This is a genomic window from Kribbella pittospori (assembly GCF_004331465.1).
Lineage (GTDB): Bacteria > Actinomycetota > Actinomycetes > Propionibacteriales > Kribbellaceae > Kribbella > Kribbella pittospori.
Genome location: NZ_SJKB01000002.1, coordinates 231,819 through 248,961, shown reverse-complemented (window position 1 = coordinate 248,961; position 17,143 = coordinate 231,819). Strand labels below are relative to the sequence as shown.

The 17,143-nt window shown below is 68.2% G+C and carries 12 protein-coding genes; 5 read left to right on the top strand and 7 right to left on the bottom strand.

Translation table 11 applies throughout. The annotated features are described in order from the left end of the window. Positions 1-4: 4 nt before the first annotated feature. Together E0H73_RS07670 and E0H73_RS07665 are read right to left on the bottom strand one after the other, a co-directional pair. Complete coding sequence (locus E0H73_RS07670; RefSeq protein WP_131352787.1) at positions 5-3,841, bottom strand: S8 family serine peptidase; 3,837 nt, start codon at positions 3,839-3,841, stop codon at positions 5-7. Positions 3,842-4,015: 174 nt separating this feature from the next. Beyond that, the gene (locus tag E0H73_RS07665; RefSeq protein WP_131352786.1) at positions 4,016-4,855 is read right to left on the bottom strand and encodes a hypothetical protein; all 840 of its coding nucleotides are present in this window, start codon (positions 4,853-4,855) and stop codon (positions 4,016-4,018) included. A 176-nt stretch (positions 4,856-5,031) separates the two neighbouring features. On the opposite strand from E0H73_RS07665, the gene E0H73_RS07660 reads away from it, so the two are divergent. From E0H73_RS07660 to E0H73_RS07650, 3 genes are all read left to right on the top strand, one after another. Continuing rightward, entirely contained in the window at positions 5,032-6,414 is a 1,383-nt protein-coding gene (locus E0H73_RS07660) for an N-acetylmuramoyl-L-alanine amidase (RefSeq protein WP_131352785.1), read from the top strand. Further along, the gene (locus E0H73_RS07655; protein WP_131352784.1) at positions 6,411-7,631 is read left to right on the top strand and encodes a SpoIID/LytB domain-containing protein; all 1,221 of its coding nucleotides are present in this window, start codon (positions 6,411-6,413) and stop codon (positions 7,629-7,631) included. Before E0H73_RS07660 ends, E0H73_RS07655 begins: the two co-directional genes overlap by 4 nt. Before the next feature lie 170 nt (positions 7,632-7,801). Then, positions 7,802-8,863, top strand: a complete 1,062-nt coding sequence (locus E0H73_RS07650; RefSeq protein ID WP_238163878.1) for a glycoside hydrolase family 76 protein — start codon at positions 7,802-7,804, stop codon at positions 8,861-8,863. Positions 8,864-8,917: 54 nt separating this feature from the next. Here the strand turns inward: E0H73_RS07650 and E0H73_RS07645 are convergent, their stop codons facing one another. Then, the gene (locus tag E0H73_RS07645; RefSeq protein ID WP_131352782.1) at positions 8,918-9,796 is read right to left on the bottom strand and encodes a peptidylprolyl isomerase; all 879 of its coding nucleotides are present in this window, start codon (positions 9,794-9,796) and stop codon (positions 8,918-8,920) included. A gap of 188 nt (positions 9,797-9,984) precedes the next feature. Between E0H73_RS07645 and E0H73_RS07640 the strand changes: the two genes are divergently transcribed. Then, on the top strand, positions 9,985-10,461 hold the full coding sequence (locus E0H73_RS07640; protein WP_165555527.1) for an NUDIX domain-containing protein: 477 nt from the start codon (positions 9,985-9,987) through the stop codon (positions 10,459-10,461). 567 nt (positions 10,462-11,028) lie between these two features. Here the strand turns inward: E0H73_RS07640 and E0H73_RS07635 are convergent. The 4 genes from E0H73_RS07635 to E0H73_RS07620 all read right to left on the bottom strand — a co-directional run bounded on the left by E0H73_RS07635 (position 11,029) and on the right by E0H73_RS07620 (position 16,097). Beyond that, on the bottom strand, positions 11,029-12,423 hold the full coding sequence (locus E0H73_RS07635) for an HNH endonuclease signature motif containing protein (protein ID WP_131353295.1): 1,395 nt from the start codon (positions 12,421-12,423) through the stop codon (positions 11,029-11,031). Then, a complete protein-coding gene (locus tag E0H73_RS07630) occupies positions 12,404-13,399 on the bottom strand; it encodes a DUF222 domain-containing protein (protein ID WP_131352780.1) in 996 nt (331 codons plus the stop codon). Before E0H73_RS07630 ends, E0H73_RS07635 begins: the two co-directional genes overlap by 20 nt. Before the next feature lie 411 nt (positions 13,400-13,810). Further along, positions 13,811-15,598 (bottom strand): acetyl/propionyl/methylcrotonyl-CoA carboxylase subunit alpha, encoded by a 1,788-nt coding sequence (locus E0H73_RS07625; protein ID WP_131352779.1) that lies wholly within the window; start codon positions 15,596-15,598, stop codon positions 13,811-13,813. A 64-nt stretch (positions 15,599-15,662) separates the two neighbouring features. Next, complete coding sequence (locus E0H73_RS07620) at positions 15,663-16,097, bottom strand: Lrp/AsnC family transcriptional regulator (RefSeq protein ID WP_238163877.1); 435 nt, start codon at positions 16,095-16,097, stop codon at positions 15,663-15,665. A 75-nt stretch (positions 16,098-16,172) separates the two neighbouring features. Here E0H73_RS07620 and E0H73_RS07615 point away from each other — a divergent pair, with 75 nt between their 5' ends. After that, complete coding sequence (locus tag E0H73_RS07615) at positions 16,173-17,105, top strand: SMP-30/gluconolactonase/LRE family protein (RefSeq protein ID WP_131352777.1); 933 nt, start codon at positions 16,173-16,175, stop codon at positions 17,103-17,105. The last annotated feature ends 38 nt before the right edge of the window (positions 17,106-17,143 follow it).

Below are 17,143 nucleotides of genomic sequence, written 5' to 3'. Positions count from 1 at the left end.
CCGCTCAGCAGTACAGCGGCTCCAGGGTGAAGGGCAGACGGGTGTCAGAACCCTGGCGGAGGGCCACGTCGACCGAGGCCGGTCGGTAGTCGGGGGCGGCGACCACTACGCGGGCCTTCGGTCCGCCGCCGGGCAGCCAGAGGGCGTAGCCGCCGTCGTTCGCGGTGGCGAGCGTCCAGGAGTTGGCGCGGCGGTCGATCGCGACGGTCGCACCGGCCAGGGGAATCGTGTCGCCGTCACAGGTCCGCCCGATCACAGTGCCCGAGAGCCGAGCCCAGTTGGCTGGCGCCTGCGCGGTCAGCATGACGTCGACCGAGGGAGCGGCGTACGGCGTGTCCTCGCGGACCGACACCGCGGATCGGTAGACACCCGGCTGGGACAGCTCCCCGGAGTCCATCGTCAGCGTGACGGTCACACTCGCCTTCTGGGCCAGCGTGCCGGTGGTGACGGACTCGGTCAGCCAGGGTGCGTCGGTCCCTGCGTCGTCGCAGGTGCCGTAGGCGGGGAGCTGCTCGGTGTACGGGACGGCACGGGCGTCCTGCAGACCGCCCACGCGGTACAGGCCACAGGCCGCCGCGCCCCGGTAGATGCCGTTGGCCGAGTTCGGCAGGGCGGTCCACCGGTCGGTGCCCGGGTCGTAGACGAAGCCCTCGTTGGTCAGCACGGTCGAGTCCATCGCCGCGCCGCCGGTGACCGCCAGCTGCCCATTGGCAACGGCGTAGCTGCTCGCCCACAGGTCCAGCGGGATGTCCGCGACGCGTGCCCAGCTGTTCGTCGCCGGATCGTAGACGTAGCTGTGCGAGGTGCTCTGCGGGCGCGGAGAACCGTCCGACCCGAGACCGCCTGAGCAGTACAGCTTGCCTTCGATCCCACCGCAGGACACCCACGAGATCGGCTCCGGGTACGGCGCCACCGTGTCGAACCGGTTGTGCGCCACGTCGTACGCCGTCACGTCGGTGGTGGCGGACTGACACTCGTCGACGCACCCGCCGACCGAGTAGACCTTGCCGTCGACAACCGCCGAACCTGCCGCACCCCAGGGCTTCGGGTTCGCAGCGCCGGAGCTCCAGCGGTTCGCGGCCGGGTCGTAGATCAGCGTCTTCGGCGCCGGAGCGCCCGACGGCCCCCATCCGCTCACCACGTAGAACTTGCCGTCCACGAACCCGGCGGCGGGCTTCTGCCGCGCCTCCGGCATGTCAGTCAGCCGGCGCCACTGCAGCTGCGCCGGGTCGTAGACGAACGACACCGGAGTAGGAGTGCCGTCGGCCAGCGCGCCACCGAACGAGTAGAGCAGACCGTCATGCGCCGCTGCGGCGTTGTCCTTCACCGGCACCGGATAGTTCGCCACCGGCACCCACCACTCGGCGGCAGGTTGAGCCGCGGCCGGTTGAGCGCCGCCACTGGTGATGCGCCCAGGCTGGGGCTGCGCCGGAGTACGCCGTACCGGAGTGGTTCCAGCAGCCTTGAGCGACTGCTGCAGGTCGAATCCGCGCTGCGTGTCCGCGATCGAGTACGTCGCCGGCGCCGTGCCGTCGTTGGTGATGGTGATCGTCTTCTGCGTGGACTTGCCGAGCCTGATCGTGGCGTCGACGCCAGACTCCGCCACCGTCAGCCGGCCGGCCTTCAGTGCGAAGTTCAACGGCCGCACCCAGTCGGTCTGGACTGTGACGGCCTTCTTCTGCTGTTGATAGCCGTGCATCGCCACGGCGGCCTTCTCGGTGCCGGCCGGTGCGAACAACCAGTAGAACCCGTCCGACAGCGCGGGGTCGTCCGGGGTGGTGACCGTCGTCGCCGACTGACCGGCGCGGGTGATGGTCGCGCCGTTGACCGGCTGATTGGTGTTCGCGTCCTTGACGACGCCCTGCACCAGTCCGCCGCGCACCTTCTGGCATTCGGCGTCGTACCCGGGTGCCGTGCAGGTCTTGGTGTCGATCTCGATGCTGACGTCCTTGACCAGGTCATCGGTCAGCAGTACGTCGACGCTCGTGGTGGTGTAGCCGCCGTACACGGGCTGGACGACCAGCTTGTGGGTGGTGCCGACCGGCATGTCGATCGTGTACCGGCCGGTGCGCGGATCGGTGTACCACTGCCCGGGTACGCCGTCGATCGTCAGCTTGGCGTAGAGCGGCCAGCCGTGACCCGAGCCGTCCCGGACGAGCCCGCTCAGCGTCGAGCGTGGCGTCGTACTGAGCTCAAGGTTCTTCGTTGTCGTGGTCTGGGCCCCGATCTGCACGTGGAAGGTCTGCGTGGCGTAGCCGAACGACTGCACGGTCACGTCGTGATCGCCCGCATCGAGGTACAGCCGGTACGTCCCGTCGGTGCCAGTCGTCACGACGTTGCTGTCGGGGGCGCTGAGTTTGGCGCCGGGCAGCGGTTTGCCCGTGTCGTCGGTCACGGTGCCGGTGAGCAGGCCCGCGTTGGCGCGCGGTGCGTCGCTGACGGCTTCGTAGACGTCGAGCATGCCTTCGCCGTAGACGTTGTTGTCGGCCGGCGTACCGCCGCAACTGGTGTCGTCGTGATCGTGCGCGGACCGGTCCAGGAGCGCCCGAGTGGCCTGTACGTCGCCGATCAGCGACGGAGCCGCCGACAGCAGCAGGGCGACAGCGCCGCTGAGGTGCGGTGCGGCCATCGACGTACCGCTCGAGTAGCCGAACCGGTTGCCCGGAACGCTGGACAGGATCATCTGACCCGGAGCGACGATGTCGGGCTTGATGGTGCCGGACGCCGGGTTGCCGCGCGCGGAGAAGCTCGCCACGGCGCCGTGCTCGTCGACCGCGCCGACGGCGTACGACTCGGCGTAGTCACCCGGCGAGGCAACGGTCGCACAGGCCGGTCCGTCGTTGCCGGCGGCAAAGGTCGTGAAGATGCCGGCGGCAACCCACTGCCGGACCCAGTCCTGGTACCACGGGTCGTTCGGCAACCCGGACCACGAGTTGTTGATGACGTTCGGCCGCTTCGACGGGTCCGGGTCGGACCCGTCCAGCTTGGTCGGCGCCAGCATCCACTGCGCGCTCAGCGCGAGCGACACATCCGTGCAGCCGTCAGGGGTCTCGCAGCCCTTCGCGGAGATCCAGCGGGCACCGGGGGCGACACCGATCTGGTGGCCGGCGTGATCGTCGCCGACCATCGTGCCGATCGTGTGGCTGCCGTGCCCGACGTTGTCGCACGGCGCGTCGGTCGGACAGACCCGGCCCGGGTCGTACCAGTTGTAGTCGTGGCTGAACGTCCCGTCGGCGTTGGTGCCGCGATACTGCTGCACCAGCGCCGGGTGGTCGTACTGCGCTCCCGAGTCGATGCTCCCGACCACGATGCCCTGACCGGTGGCGCCGTACCGGCTCCAGACCTGGTCGGCGTGGACGGCCGAGACGCCCCACTCGAGACCTGCGGTGGCGTTGGCCTTCGGTGTGGTCGACAGCTTCGGCAAGGCGTACGTCTTGGGAGCCTGCAGGGACACGACGTCCGGGTCTGCCTCGAGCTTCGCCGCGAGTTCACGGCTGCCGTTCCGGACGTAGATCGAGTTGTCGATGTAGAGCGAGACGTAGTCCGCCTTCGCGGCTCGCAGTACTTGGACCGCCTTCGATTGATCACTGTCCGCCTTGGTGCGCAGGGCGGAGACGACGGCCTCACCGCGCGCTTTCCAGTCGGTGATCCGTGCCGCGGTCTTCAGCTCGGGCTGCCGCGCGAAACGCACCCAGAAGCCGGACTGCCCCGCATCGAGCTGCGCAGCCAGGGCCCGCTCGACCTTGCCGGGTTGTTCGTCGGCTCGCGCACTCACCCCCGACGTGGCGAGCAGCCCCGCCGCCAGTACGCCGATCACGGTACGCCGAAGGTGTCGCCTCACGGATCCTCCCCAGATGGTTCGCCGCCGTGATCCTCACCACCGGCAGGACGCGCGAGCAAGACGTCCCCGCTGGCCTGTACCCGCCAAGTCGTGTGTCTGCCAGTTGCTGCTGGTGCCCCGCAACAAAAACCACCCGCGGACAGGTGTCCGCGGGTGGTTCTGTGGAGCGGTCGGTCAGAAGTCGCCGCCGAAGTCTCCGCCGCCGAAGTCCCAGCCGCCGGAGTCGCCGCCGCCGTCGCCCATGTTGAAGTCGCCACCGTCACCGCCACCATCGCCGCCGCCGTCACCGCCACCGTCGGCCATGCCGGCGTCGTACCCGGCCGCGTAGTCCCCGTAGCCGCCACCGGCGAACATGCCGCCGAGCATCGTGCCGAGGAACATGCCGGTCATCACACCGCCCAGCGCGCCGAACATGCCCTGCGCGTACGGCGAGTAGGCCGGGCCGGCCTCCCAGTACGGCACCCGCTGCGGGCCGACCATCACCTTGCGGACGTCCGGCTCGGCGCCGGCGCGGACCCGCTCGGCGTCGGCCGCACAGGCCGGCACCTCACGCGGCGCACCGCCCGGCGGCGCCCAGGTCACGTCCACCACGGACGGACCGTGCTGCGGGTTGAAGAAGCAGGACGGGCGGCGCTGCGGCAGCGGCTCGCCGTTCACGCGAGCGCGCACACAGGCAGCCGCGTACCGGCCGTCCTCGAGGATCTCGATCACGTGCTTGATCTGATCGGCCTCGGTGACCTGGCCGACCGCCTCCTTGGCCGACTCGTAGGAGTCCAGCGCGCGCTGGTAATCCTGCCGGGCCCCGTCGCCGAGGTCCTTGCCCACCATGTCCAGGTCGAGGTCCTGCAGCTCCTCGCCGAACCGGGTGATGTCCTCGTCGGCGGTCCGCTTCACCGATTCCAGTTCGGCGGCGGTGATCTGGTGCTGCTGCTTGTTCTGCAGCTGGGTCCGACGGTACGAGCGATATGCGAGCACCGCGATCACCACAACCGCGATGATCAGGATGAGTTCCATGCCGGGCCTCTTCAAACGTAGGGATCAAGCCTCGACGGCTTTACGCCGAGCCTATCCAATCCGTCAAAACCGTGCCGCCACGCAGGGTCACGCAATACCGGTAAAGCGGTCACCCAGCGCGCATAATCGATGAGCGCCGCCCAGCGACCGTCGTACCTCCGCCGGAAGGCTGGCCCATGAGCACGTTCTCCCGACTGCTCCCGCTCGCTGTCACCGTTGTCTCACTGGTCCTACCCACCCTGCCGCAGCCGGGCGACGAGGTCGAGCCGTCGTACCAGGAACTCTCGCTCGACGGACGTTCTGTAGCCGTTGAGACGAAGCCTTTTGCGATGGTCGGCATCACGTGGCCCGTGAGTGCGCAGACGGTGCAGGCGAGGGTCCGCGTTCAGCAGAACGGCCAGTGGAGTGACTGGGAGTCGCTGACCGTCGAGGATGAACACAGCCCGGATCCATTGGTTCCTGAAGGAATTGAACGATCCGGTACCGAACCGTTGTGGGTCGGTAATGCGACCGGCGTGCAGGCGCGTGCTGAATCTGGCGGTACATCGGTTGCCGATGCAAAAGTGGTGCTGATTCAGCCGGGTGTATTGGCTGGTGATTCTTTTGAACCGTCCGATATGCAGGCGTCTGCGAGTGGTACGCCGTACCCGATGCCGGCGATGGCGAGCCGGAAGCAGTGGGGTGCGGACGAGCGGCTGCGCAGTCACAACGGGGCGGCCTGCGCGCGGCCGAAGTACACGACGACCGTGATGGCCGCGTTCGTCCACCACACCGCGGATCGCAACGACTACACGCGCACGCAGGTGGCCGCGATGGTGCGCGGGATGTACGCGTACCACGTGAAGAGCCGCGGCTGGTGCGACCTCGGCTACAACTTCCTGGTGGACCGCTTCGGCCGCGTCTTCGAGGGCCGGTACGGCGGTGCGCAACTGCCCGTCCTCGGTGCGCACACCGGCTCGTTCAACACGAACTCGTTCGGCATCGCGCTGATCGGCAACTTCGAGAAGGCCGCGCCGACGCAGGCGATGCTGGAGAAGACGGCACGGGTGATCGCGTGGAAGTTCGACGCCTACTACCGGTCGCCGAAGTCGACGGTGGTGCTCGCCGGCACCACGCTGCTCAGCATCTCCGGGCACCGCGACACGAAGGCGACGGCGTGCCCGGGTGCCCAGCTGTACAAGCAGTTGCCGTGGCTGAGACATCGGGTCGACGTGCTGATGGGCGGCGGTGTCGCGACGCCGATCTACCGGTTCGCGCTGAAGCTCGGCCTACGTGCGGTCGGTCCGCCGTTCTGGGGTGAACACCGGACCCGGACGGGCTGGGCGACGTACTTCGCGAACCGCGACATCTTCTACTCCGTTGCTACCGGCCCCCATTCGACGGTCGGCATGTTCCGCTCGCGGTACCGCAGTCTCGGCGCTGAGCGGTCGCGGCTGGGGCTGCCGACGACCGAGGTCTACAAGATGACGGGTGGCTCTCGGCAGCGGTACCAGCACGGCTGGCTCAACTACAACCAGAGCCGGCGCACGATCACCGTCCAGTACAGGAGTGCAACATGAACAAGCGCGCAGTTGCCGTGATCGTCTTGTCCTCCACATTGATCAGCGCGACCGCACAGGCGAGGGAGATCGACCCGGCCGCCGCCGCGGACACCACCATCAGCGGTCGCGGCTTCGGCCACGGCCGGGGGATGTCGCAGTACGGCGCCCAGGGCGCGGCGATCGCGGGGAAGTCGGTCAAGCAGATCCTCGACTTCTACTACCCGGGAACGACGACAGGCAAGGCGACCGGCAGCATCCGGGTCCGGGTCACCGCGGACACCACCGACGGCATCCGGGTCGGTGTGGTCAACCACCTGAAGGTCCGCGATCTGGTCACCCGCAAGGTCTACGAGTTGCCCAGGGCCTCGACCCGGAACCAGTGGTCGATCGATCCGTACGGCGACCACGGCACCAAGGTGAGCTCGTTCAACACCAAGACGCGCAAATGGACGCTGTGGAAGACGTTCACGGGCATCACCCAGTTCGAGGGTGCGCCGGTGATCGGGCTGATCCTGCCGAGTGGCGCCGTACGGCGCTATCGCGGTGCGCTGCGGGCGGTCGACGTGTCCGGGATGCATCTGGACACGGTGAACGTCGTGTCCCTCGAGTACTACCTGCGTGGCGTCGTGCCGCGGGAGGCCGTGTCCAGCTGGAAGCCGGCGGCCCTGCAGGCGCAGGCGGTTGCCGCGCGCACCTATTCGGTCTTCCATCGGAGCCGGGCAACGCGGAAGGCGTACGACCTGTGTGACACGACGGCCTGCCAGGTGTACGGCGGGTATGACTCGGAGAAGGGCTCGACGAACACCGCGATCGCTGCGACGGTCGGGCAGGTGCGGTTGTACAAGGGGAAGCCGATCATCGCGGAGTTCTCGTCGTCGAACGGCGGGGCGACGCCGGCCGGGCCGATTCCCTACCAGGTGATGAAGGCGGACGGCTGGGACGCGTACCCGGGCAACGGGAATCCGAACGTGACCTGGACGGTGACGCGGACGGCGGCGGAGATCGAGGCGGCCTTCGCTGTCGGGACGATCCAGAGCCTGCGGGTGGTGAAGCGGACCGGGGTCGGGCCGTCCGGTGGGCGGGCGGTCACCGTGGAGGCCGTCGGGTCGAAGGGGAAGCGGGCGCTGACCGCTGACCAGTTCCGGATCCGGCTGCATCTGCGGTCCGGCTGGATCGCGTTCCCGGTGGATCCTCTTGATATACCAACCGATCCGTCCAAGACGCTGGATCGCTGAGGCATTGACGGGGTGTTGGTCCGCCGGTTAGAACGTGACATCGATGTCAACCGCCACCGCCCAGGAGGAGCAGGTCGATGCTCAGAAAATTTGGTATATCAAGTCGGATCGCGGCGGGTGTGCTCGCGGTCGCTGTCCTCGGATCACTTCACCTCACGGCGGCTGACGCCGTGACCGGACCGGCCTCCCGCGCCAAGGCGTCGTACGAGGCACTGAACAAGTACTTCGACGCGGGGCAGCAAGGGCTCCTGCTGGAGGAGTACCCGAACACGCAGACCAACCCGTACTCCTACGTCTGGCCGTACTCGCAGGCGGCGATCGCGGCCGAGAACCTCGCCGGGGTGCCGGGCGCGGGCCGGGAGGCGTCCGAGGAGGCGGATCGGCGGATCGCGGCGTACGAGCCGTACTGGAACGCCGGGACGACGCCGACGGGGTACGACTCGTACGTGCGGCCGCCGCTCGGTCAGGGTGGTGACAAGTTCTACGACGACAACGAGTGGATCGGCCTGAACCTGGTCCAGCACTACAAGCGGACCGGGGACCGCGCGGCGCTGGCGCGCGCCAAGGAAATCTTCGCGCTCGTCGTCCACGGCTGGGACACCGATCCGTCGCATCCGTGTGCCGGCGGGGTGTACTGGACCCAGGCGCCGTGGAGCCAGGATCGCAACACGGTGTCGAACGGGCCGGGCGCTGAGCTCGGTGCGCATCTGTACCTGCTCACCCGGGACAAGTCGTACCTGACCTGGGCGAAGCGGATGTACGAGTGGGCGCAGACCTGCATGCTGGCGCCGAACGGCCTGTACTGGGACCACATCGACCTGGCCGGTAACGTCGAGAAGACCCAGTGGAGCTACAACCAGGGCGTGATGCTCGGTGCCGGCGTGTTGTTGTTCAAGGCAACGGGTGACGGGCAGTACCTCCGCGACGCGAAGTCGGTCGCGAACGCCTCACTTGCCTTCTACGGCGCCGAGGATCGGCTGTGGAAGCAGCCGACGCGCTTCAACTCGATCTACTTCAAGAACCTGCTGATCCTCGACTCGGTCGCCCCCGACCCCCGCTACAAGAAGACCATGCAGGCGTACGCCGACCGCGCCTGGACCGAAGCCCGGGACCCCGCCACCAACCTGTACCACTTCGCCGAAGGCCCCGTGCAGTTGCTGGAACAAGCCGGCATAACCCAAATCCAAGCCCTACTCTCCTGGCCCCGCTCCAAGTACGACCTCCTCGCCTGAGTCCGGACAGCAGTCGGCCCCTCCTGAAGACTCTCAGGAGGGGCGGACTCTTGATCAGGCAGCCGACGTAGCGGTCTTGATTTCTACTGGGGTGATGGGGGTCCCGTCGGTCGGGCTCTGCTGGGGAGCGACCCCCGCCTGCGCGACCTTGTCGATCAGCTTCAGGCTCGGCTCGTCGATGGTCCCGAAGGCTGTGTACTGCGGCCCCAGCCCGGACGCGTCGCCGTACACGATGAAGAACTGGCTCCCGTTCGTGTTCGGCCCCGAGTTCGCCATCGCCAGCACGCCGCGACCGTACTTCAGCGTCGGGAACACCTCATCCGCGAAGCTGTACCCCGGCCCGCCGCTCCCGGTCCCCGACGGGTCGCCGCACTGCAGGACCTGCAGCCCTTCACCCACCGTGAGCCGGTGACACTTCGTCCCGTCGAAGTACTTCTGCCCGACCAGACTGACGAAGCTCTTCACCGCGCACGGCGCGAGCGAGCTGTCCAGCTTCAACTGCAGGTCGCCAATGGACGTGTTCAGGCTGACCTTCGACGTACCCGACGCCTTGACCTTCCCGTCGGCCGGCGGGTCCACCTTCTTGCTGGCCGGCTCCGGGCTCTTCTTGTACGTGCAGCTGACCTCCGCCGGCAGCGGAGTCGCCCGCTTCGGCGCCGCCGCTGGTGCGGTCGGAATGCTCTTCGGCTTGTTGTCCGGCCCCGCCGACGCCGGCAACTCGGTCGGCGCCGTCGACGCCCCGGCCGTCGGCGTGTCCCCGTCGTTCCCGGTCCCGATCACCACGAAGACCCCGACCACGACCACGACGACCGCCACGATCGCCGTGATCGTGATCGCCAGATTCCGTCGCTGCCGTGCGTGCTCAGCCGCCCGTTCGGCCTGCCGCTTCGCCTTCCGCGCCGCAAGCTGCTGCTGATGAGTCTTCTTGGACATGCAGAACCCTCCTCACCGAGATGTCTGCAGGGAACCTACAGCGTCAACCTGAGAACTGTCTGTCAACCCCCGAACCACCCGCCGACGGTACAACCCTCCCAGCACCCACCCACCCAAGACCCCCACCTGGTGTCGGTGGGTGGGGGCAAGATGGCGCGCGAACAGTGCTCGAGTCAGGGAGGCTGCTTGTGTCGGTCCGGCGGACGGTGAAGGTTCTGCTGCTTGATGAGGAGGACCGGTTGCTCCTGCTGCGGGGGCGTGAATCGGCTGGATGTGAAGCGATCTGGTACCCGGTGGGCGGGGGGATCGAGGACGGTGAGGATGCTGTTGCCGCGGGGCGTCGGGAGATCCTGGAGGAGACTGGCCGGCGCGAGGTGGTGATCGGGCCGGAGGTGTGGCATCGACGGCATCTGTATTCGTGGCGAGGAAAACAGACCGACACGGATGAGCGGTGGTTCGTCGCACGGACCCAGCACTTCACCCCGACGCCGTACGCCCTGACCGCCGAGGAGCAGACCTATGTCACCGGCTCCCGCTGGTGGAGGGCCGAGGATCTTGCCGCGACGACCGATCCCGTCTTCCCGCCCGACCTGGGCATGCACCTGGCATCCCTTCTGCACAACGGCTTCCCCGCAACACCTATCAACATCAGTGCGCTTGGCTGAAGTGGCAGATAGACCCGGCTGTCGAAACGGTCAGGTGGTGGGGCGGGTGAACAGGCGTTCGGCTGTCGAGCGGTCAGGTGGTGGGGGCTGAACAGTCGTTCGGCTGTCGAAGCGGTCAGCCGGTGGGCGGGTGAGCGGGCGGCCGGCGGCGGCTGTCGAAGCAGTCAGGTGGTGGCGCGGGTGCCGTCGGCTCTCGCTGCCGGACATCGTCCGCGGCATCAAGCTCGCCTCCAGAAGGTCGGCTAGGGCGCAGCATTCCAGCTCCGACATCCGGCTAGGCCAAGGGAACCGCTTCCTGAGGCTGCTGCATGCACAGCCGGAGTACATCGGTGACAGATCACCGGCACCGTCACAGCTTCCGGTGCGGCCCGTTCCGGTGCGGCCCGGCCGAGGGTGCCGCGGCCCTGAACCCGTGCCACCCGCGGCGGTCCGGGCCTGCCGCAGGTGTCGCCCACCTGAACTCGCGCCATCCGCTGCCGGTTGTCAACCACACATCACCACTCAGGGTCCGCGGAACGGTGCACAGACGGACGTGAATCCGTGGTCGGTGGTTGTCCGGGGTGGTGGCTACGGCGCGTGTTCGGAGGTGAGGGTGGTCTGGTGCCACGGGTCGAAGGGGTGGTCCTCCTGGAGAGCGAATGGTTGATCGTCGGGGGAGAGTTTGGCTGGGGTGGCGGGCTGATCGGGCGGGGAGGGTTCGCCCCAGATGGCGAGGCTTGCGGCCTCTCGGAGCGATGACAGCGTCGTACCGCCGTCGTTCTCACTCTCGGTGCGGAGCAGTCGATGGAGGAGTCCGATTCCGGGGGCCATGTGACCTGCGGATCTGCGGACGCTCGTGGTGCTCACCGCGGTCGGTGAGGGTGGAGTCCTGGGCTCGAGTCGACTGCTTGGAGCTCCGCGAAAGGCCGGTGGAGTTGGAGGCTCGGGCCAGAGTTGAAGCGGGCCGCTCGCGGAGGATGGTTGAGGCGTGCGGGATGGACCGGCCGGCTCGGGTCGCGAGCCGGATGGGACCGGTTCGGTGTCTGCGGGCGAGCCCGGTGTGCCATGGGCGGGTGCAACAAGCGGTGTGCCATGGGCGGGTGGAACAAGCGGGGTGCGGGCATGCGAGCGCGGTGTGGTGTGCGCGGTGGGTTGGAGGGGTGGTCTGGTTGTGCGGCGTGGTGGTGGGTCGGCCCAGGTGGGGCGGGAGACGTGGACTACGCCGTTGGTGATCGTGATGGCCCAGTCACCTGCGTGGAGGTCGATGTGGTGGCGGCGGCAGAGGAGGACCAGGTTCGAGACTGCGGTCGGGCCGCCGTCAATCCAGGAACGGACGTGGTGGGCGTCGCATTGGATCGGTGGGGCGCTGCAGACGACGCAGCCTTTGTCGCGGGCGTTCAGGGCGCGACGCATCGCGCGGTTGACGAGGCGTTCGGCGCGGCCGACGTCGAGCGGTTCGGACTTGGAACCTAGTACGAGCGGGATGATCTTCGCGTCGCAGGCGAGTCGCCGGATCGCCGCGGCGGACAGACCGTCGCCGTAGACCAGATCCCCGGTCGCATCCGCGGCAGCCGATGTCAGATCCTGCAGGTCGATCGTGACCGTAATCGTCGCCTTCGCCCCAAACCCAGGAACAGCACCCGCCGCCCGATCACCCGAGTTGCCGTCAGCACATGCTGCGCCGTCGCCTGGGTTGCCGTCGGATCCTGCTGCGCTGTCGGCTGGGTTGCGGTCGGTGCCTGCCGCGTCGTCGCGTGGGTTGCCGTCAGCGCCTGCCGCCCGATCGCCCGGGGTGCCGTCAGCACTTGCCGCGCCGTTGCGTGGGTTGCCGTCAGCGCCTGCTGCGCTGTCGGCTGGGTTGCGGTCGGTGCCGGCCGCCCGATCGCCTGGGTCGCCGTCAGCACCTGCCGCCCGATCGCCCGGGGTGCCGTCTGCACTCGCCGCGCCGTTGCGTGGGTTGCTTTCAGAGCCTGCTGCGCCGATTGTGTATTCGCCAGCTGTTGTTGTGTGGGTGCGTGAGCTGCCCTTGGTGGCTGGTGTGTGGGCGGTTTGGGGGCCGGCGGTGGGGGTGGGGGCTTGCGGGAGTGTGGGTTGGCGTGGCGTCGTAGGCGGTGGCTGCGATGGTGAGGGTGGTGGTTAGGGCGTCGGCTTGGCGTTTGTCGCGGGGTCGGGGGTCCAGTTGGCCGTCGACGGTGCGGTGGGGGCGGGCGCCGGCGTGGATGAGGGATCTGAGGAGCTCGGCGTTCTCGTTGGCCAGGTAGCCGCGGAACTTGACTCCGTTGGGGGCGGTGAACAGAATCAGGCTCTCGCGGTCGTAGGCCTTTCGTTCGTCCGGCTCGGGGCCGTCGGTGTCGAGTATGTCGCGGATCCGCTGGCCGGCTTTGCGGAGTTCGCCGGGAGACAGGTGGCGGGCGAGGTTGACCAGCTGCTGCTCGGCGACGGCGATGTCGTCGGCAGGGACAGTGCTCGGGACTCGCTCGAGTGCGGACACGATTGCCTCGGCCTGGGCAGGACGCAGGTACACATCAGTCGCCCTGTCCCGGTCGCCAGTCTCATCGTCGTGCAGGCCCGGCTCGTCTGCCTGAGTTGGGGCGTCCGGCCGAGTTGGATCGTCGAGCTGGTCTGCGTCGACGGGGTGGTCGGGATCACCGGGCCGGCCGGCATCGACGGGGCGGTCGGTTGCGGGGAGGGCGGCCTCTACTTCGGCGTACTTGGACAGGGCTAGGGCTAGGCGTACGTCGCGGCGGGCCTCGGGGCGATCGATTCGGTACCGGAAGGCCAGCAGCTGGACGGTGTCATGGGCGCCGATCTCCTGTGCGTATCCGACTTCTTCCAGGCCGGCGATCGTCTGGAGACGAGCCGTCTGCAGGCGGGCGAGCTCGGCCTCCAGGGCGTCGAGGGTGGCGAGTCTCTCCGCGCCACTCATCGACCACACCGGTCGCTCGCCCAGAAGTTCCATACCGCCAACCTAGACAACGCCTCCGACAGTTTCTGAGCCCCAGAAACCCTTGTTTTCAAGCTATTTCGTTATCCACAGGATCAGGTACGTCCCGTCCACAGCTGCTCAGGGCTGTGGATGTTGCCTAGTGCAACAACTGCGGTCGGTAGGGTCCTGCACAAGGCCGGCTGGAGTGAGTGCATGCCGACGGACGCTGGTGGGGGAGCAGATCGCACCAGACAGTGAAGGGCTCGGAGGGCGACACGCGTGCGCTCGGCCAGGGGATGGGACCCGGGCGAGGTCGAGCTGCCGAAGACTGGCGTACGGCGGCGCGGGGTTGCTTTCCAGACACGGCCGCTGCGGCCGGCAGCTACCTCGCCGGACCGGCCGCACCTTTGATTTTGATCCTCGATGGGTTCGAGGTGGGGTTGATCAGTCGTTGATCTCGCAGAGGACTGCGCCGGCGGTGACGGTGGCGCCTACTTCGGCGGACAGGCCGGTGATGGTGCCGGATTTGTGGGCGTTGAGGGGTTGTTCCATCTTCATGGCCTCGAGGACGACGATGAGGTCGCCTTCGGCTACCGTTGCGCCTTCCTCTACGGCGATCTTGACGATGGTGCCTTGCATCGGGGAGGTCAGGGAGTCGCCGGACGCGGCTGAGGTCTTGCCGGAGCCGCCGGCCCGACGGGCGGGCTTCTTCTTTGTGCCAGCGCCGGCCGCCGCACCCCCACCGACCGCGCCGGCGCCCAGGCCGGCCGGCAGAACGACCTCGAGGCGCTTGCCGCCGACCTCCACCGTGACTTTCTCGCGTTCGGCGGGTTCCGGGATCTCGGCCGTGGGTCCCTCGTACGGCGTGAGTTGGTTGTCGTACTCGGTCTCGATCCAGCGGGTGTGGACCTTGAAGCCGTCGTCGCCGACGAAGGCCGGGTCGGACACAACCGCGGAGTGGAACGGGATGACCGTCGGCATTCCCTCGACGACGAACTCGCGCAGCGCGCGCCGCGACCGCTCGAGCGCCTGGGTGCGATCCCGGCCGGTGACGATCAGCTTGGCGACCAGCGAGTCGAACGCACCCGGCACGGTCTCGCCCTGGTCGTAGCCGCCGTCGAGCCGGATGCCCGGGCCGGACGGAGCGTGCCAGCGAGTCAGCGTCCCCGGCGCGGGCAGGAACCCACGCCCGCCGTCCTCCGCGTTGATCCGGAACTCGATCGAGTGCCCCGACACGACGGGATCGTCGTACCCGAGTTCCTCGCCGTCGGCGATCCGGAACATCTCCCGGACCAGGTCGAGGCCGGTGACCTCCTCGCTGACCGGGTGCTCGACCTGCAGCCGCGTGTTCACCTCGAGGAACGAGATCAGCCCGTCCTGACCGACCAGGAACTCACAGGTGCCGGCGCCGACGTACCCGGCCTCGCGCAGGATCGCCTTGGAGGACTTGTACAACGTCTCCAGTTGCTCGGCGGTGAGGAACGGCGCGGGCGCCTCCTCGACCAGCTTCTGGTACCGGCGCTGCAGCGAGCAGTCCCGGGTGGAGACGACCACAACGTTGCCGTGGGCATCGGCCAGGCACTGGGTCTCGACGTGCCGCGGCTTGTCCAGGTACCGCTCGACGAAGCACTCGCCGCGGCCGAAGGCACTCGTCGCCTCACGTACGGCGGACTCGAACAGCTCCGGCACTTCCTCCAGATTGCGGGCGACCTTCATCCCGCGGCCGCCACCGCCGTACGCCGCCTTGATCGCGATCGGCAGCCCGTACTCCTCCGCGAACGCCAGCACCTCGGACGCATCCGCGACCGGGTCCGGCGTACCCGGGACCTGTGGCGCGCCGACCTTCTCGGCGATGTGCCGGGCCTTGACCTTGTCGCCGAGGGAGTCGATCGCGGACGGCGGCGGACCGATCCAGATCAGTCCGGCATCCAGAACGGCCTGGGCGAAGTCGGCGTTCTCGGCCAGGAAGCCGTAGCCGGGGTGGACGGCGTCCGCACCGGAGCGGGCCGCGACGTCGAGGATCTTGGCGATGTTCAGGTAGGAGTCGGCCGGTGTCGACCCGTCCAGCGCGTACGCCTCGTCGGCGAGCCGGACGAACAGGGCGTCACGATCCTGGTCGGCGTACAGGGCAACGCTCCCGAGCCCCGCGTCGGCGGCGGCCCGGACGACCCGGACGGCGATCTCGCCACGGTTGGCGATCAGCACCTTGGTGATCTTCTTGCTGTCGGACACAGCTGACTCCCTTCGGCCAGCCTGAGTCTAGGGTGAACCGGGCCTGCTGGGAGTACGGCGTTGCTCACACGACGGCGGGTTGCCGCTCGAAGAACGACTCCAGCACGACGACAGTCTGCGTACTGGTCACGCCGTCCACCTCGTGCAGCGCCCGCAGCGTCGCCTGCAGGTCCTCTGTGGTGGTCGTCCGTACCTTCACCAGCACGGACGCGGGACCCGCGATGATGTGCGCCTCCTCGACCGCCGGGATGTCGCGCAACGCCTGCTGAGTCGGCTCGTCGCCCATCCAGGCGTTCGCCTCGAGCAGGACGAACGCGAGCACGCCGGCGCCGAGCGAGGCCGGGTCGATGTCGACCGTCGTGCGGCGGATCACGCCGGCCGCCTTCAGCTTCCGCACCCGCTCGTGGGCCGATCCGGCCGACAACCCGGCGATCTCCCCGAGTGCGGCGTAGGACTGCCCGGCATCCTCCTGGAGAGCCGCCAGAAGCTTGCGATCCACATCATCTATGGTCATCAATACCCAATTCCATATCTCATTCTGTCAGAATGGATGATAGCAGGATATGGTTCGGATATGACGATCACTCTCACCGACACTCTCCCGCGGATCCGGGCCGAGCTCGAGGTGCTCGACGAGCGGTTCCGCAAGATCGCGGGGGACGAGTACGTCGAGTGCCTGTACGACGGCGGCCGCTGGCTGGAGGGCCCGGCGTACTCACCGGCCTGGCGCTGCCTGATCTTCAGCGACATCCCCAACGACCGGCTGCTGCGCTGGGACGAGGTCTCCGGCGAGGTGAGCCTCTTCCGCCAGCCGTCGGGGTATGTCAACGGCAACACGATCGACCGCGAGGGCCGCCTGGTCAGCTGCTCCCAGGGCGAGCGCCAGGTCGTCCGGACCGAGTACGACGGGACGCGGACGGTGGTGGCGTCCCACCTGGACGGGAAGCGGCTGAACAGCCCGAATGACGTGGTTGTACGGCGGGACGGCTCGATCTGGTTCACCGACCCGCCGTACGGGATCACCTCGAACTACGAGGGACACAAGGCCGGGCAGGAGATCGACGGCTGCCACGTCTACCGGATCGACCCCGCCGGGGCGCTGACCGTGGTCGCGGACGACTTCATCCGTCCGAACGGGCTGGCGTTCTCGCTCGACGAGTCCCAGTTGTACGTCGTGGACACCCCGGGCAAGCACATCCGCCGCTTCGACGTGGACGGCGACAAGCTGATCGGCGGCGAGGTGTTCGCGCCGTGCGAGGCCGGCATGTTCGACGGCATCAGGCTGGACGACGCGGGCCGGGTCTGGGCCGCGACGCATGAGGGCGTGCACTGCTTCGATCCCGACGGCACGCTGATCGGCAAGCTCCTGCTGCCCGACGTCGTCTCCAACCTGACCTTCGGCGGACCCAAGGGCAACCGGCTGTTCATCACCGCGACGAACGCGGTCTGGTCTTGGCTGTTGACCGCATCCGGCGCACCGCAGCCATGGGCGGCTCCGAGGGAATAGGCTTTCCGGCTGACGCACAGTCGAGCCCTGGGAGAGTG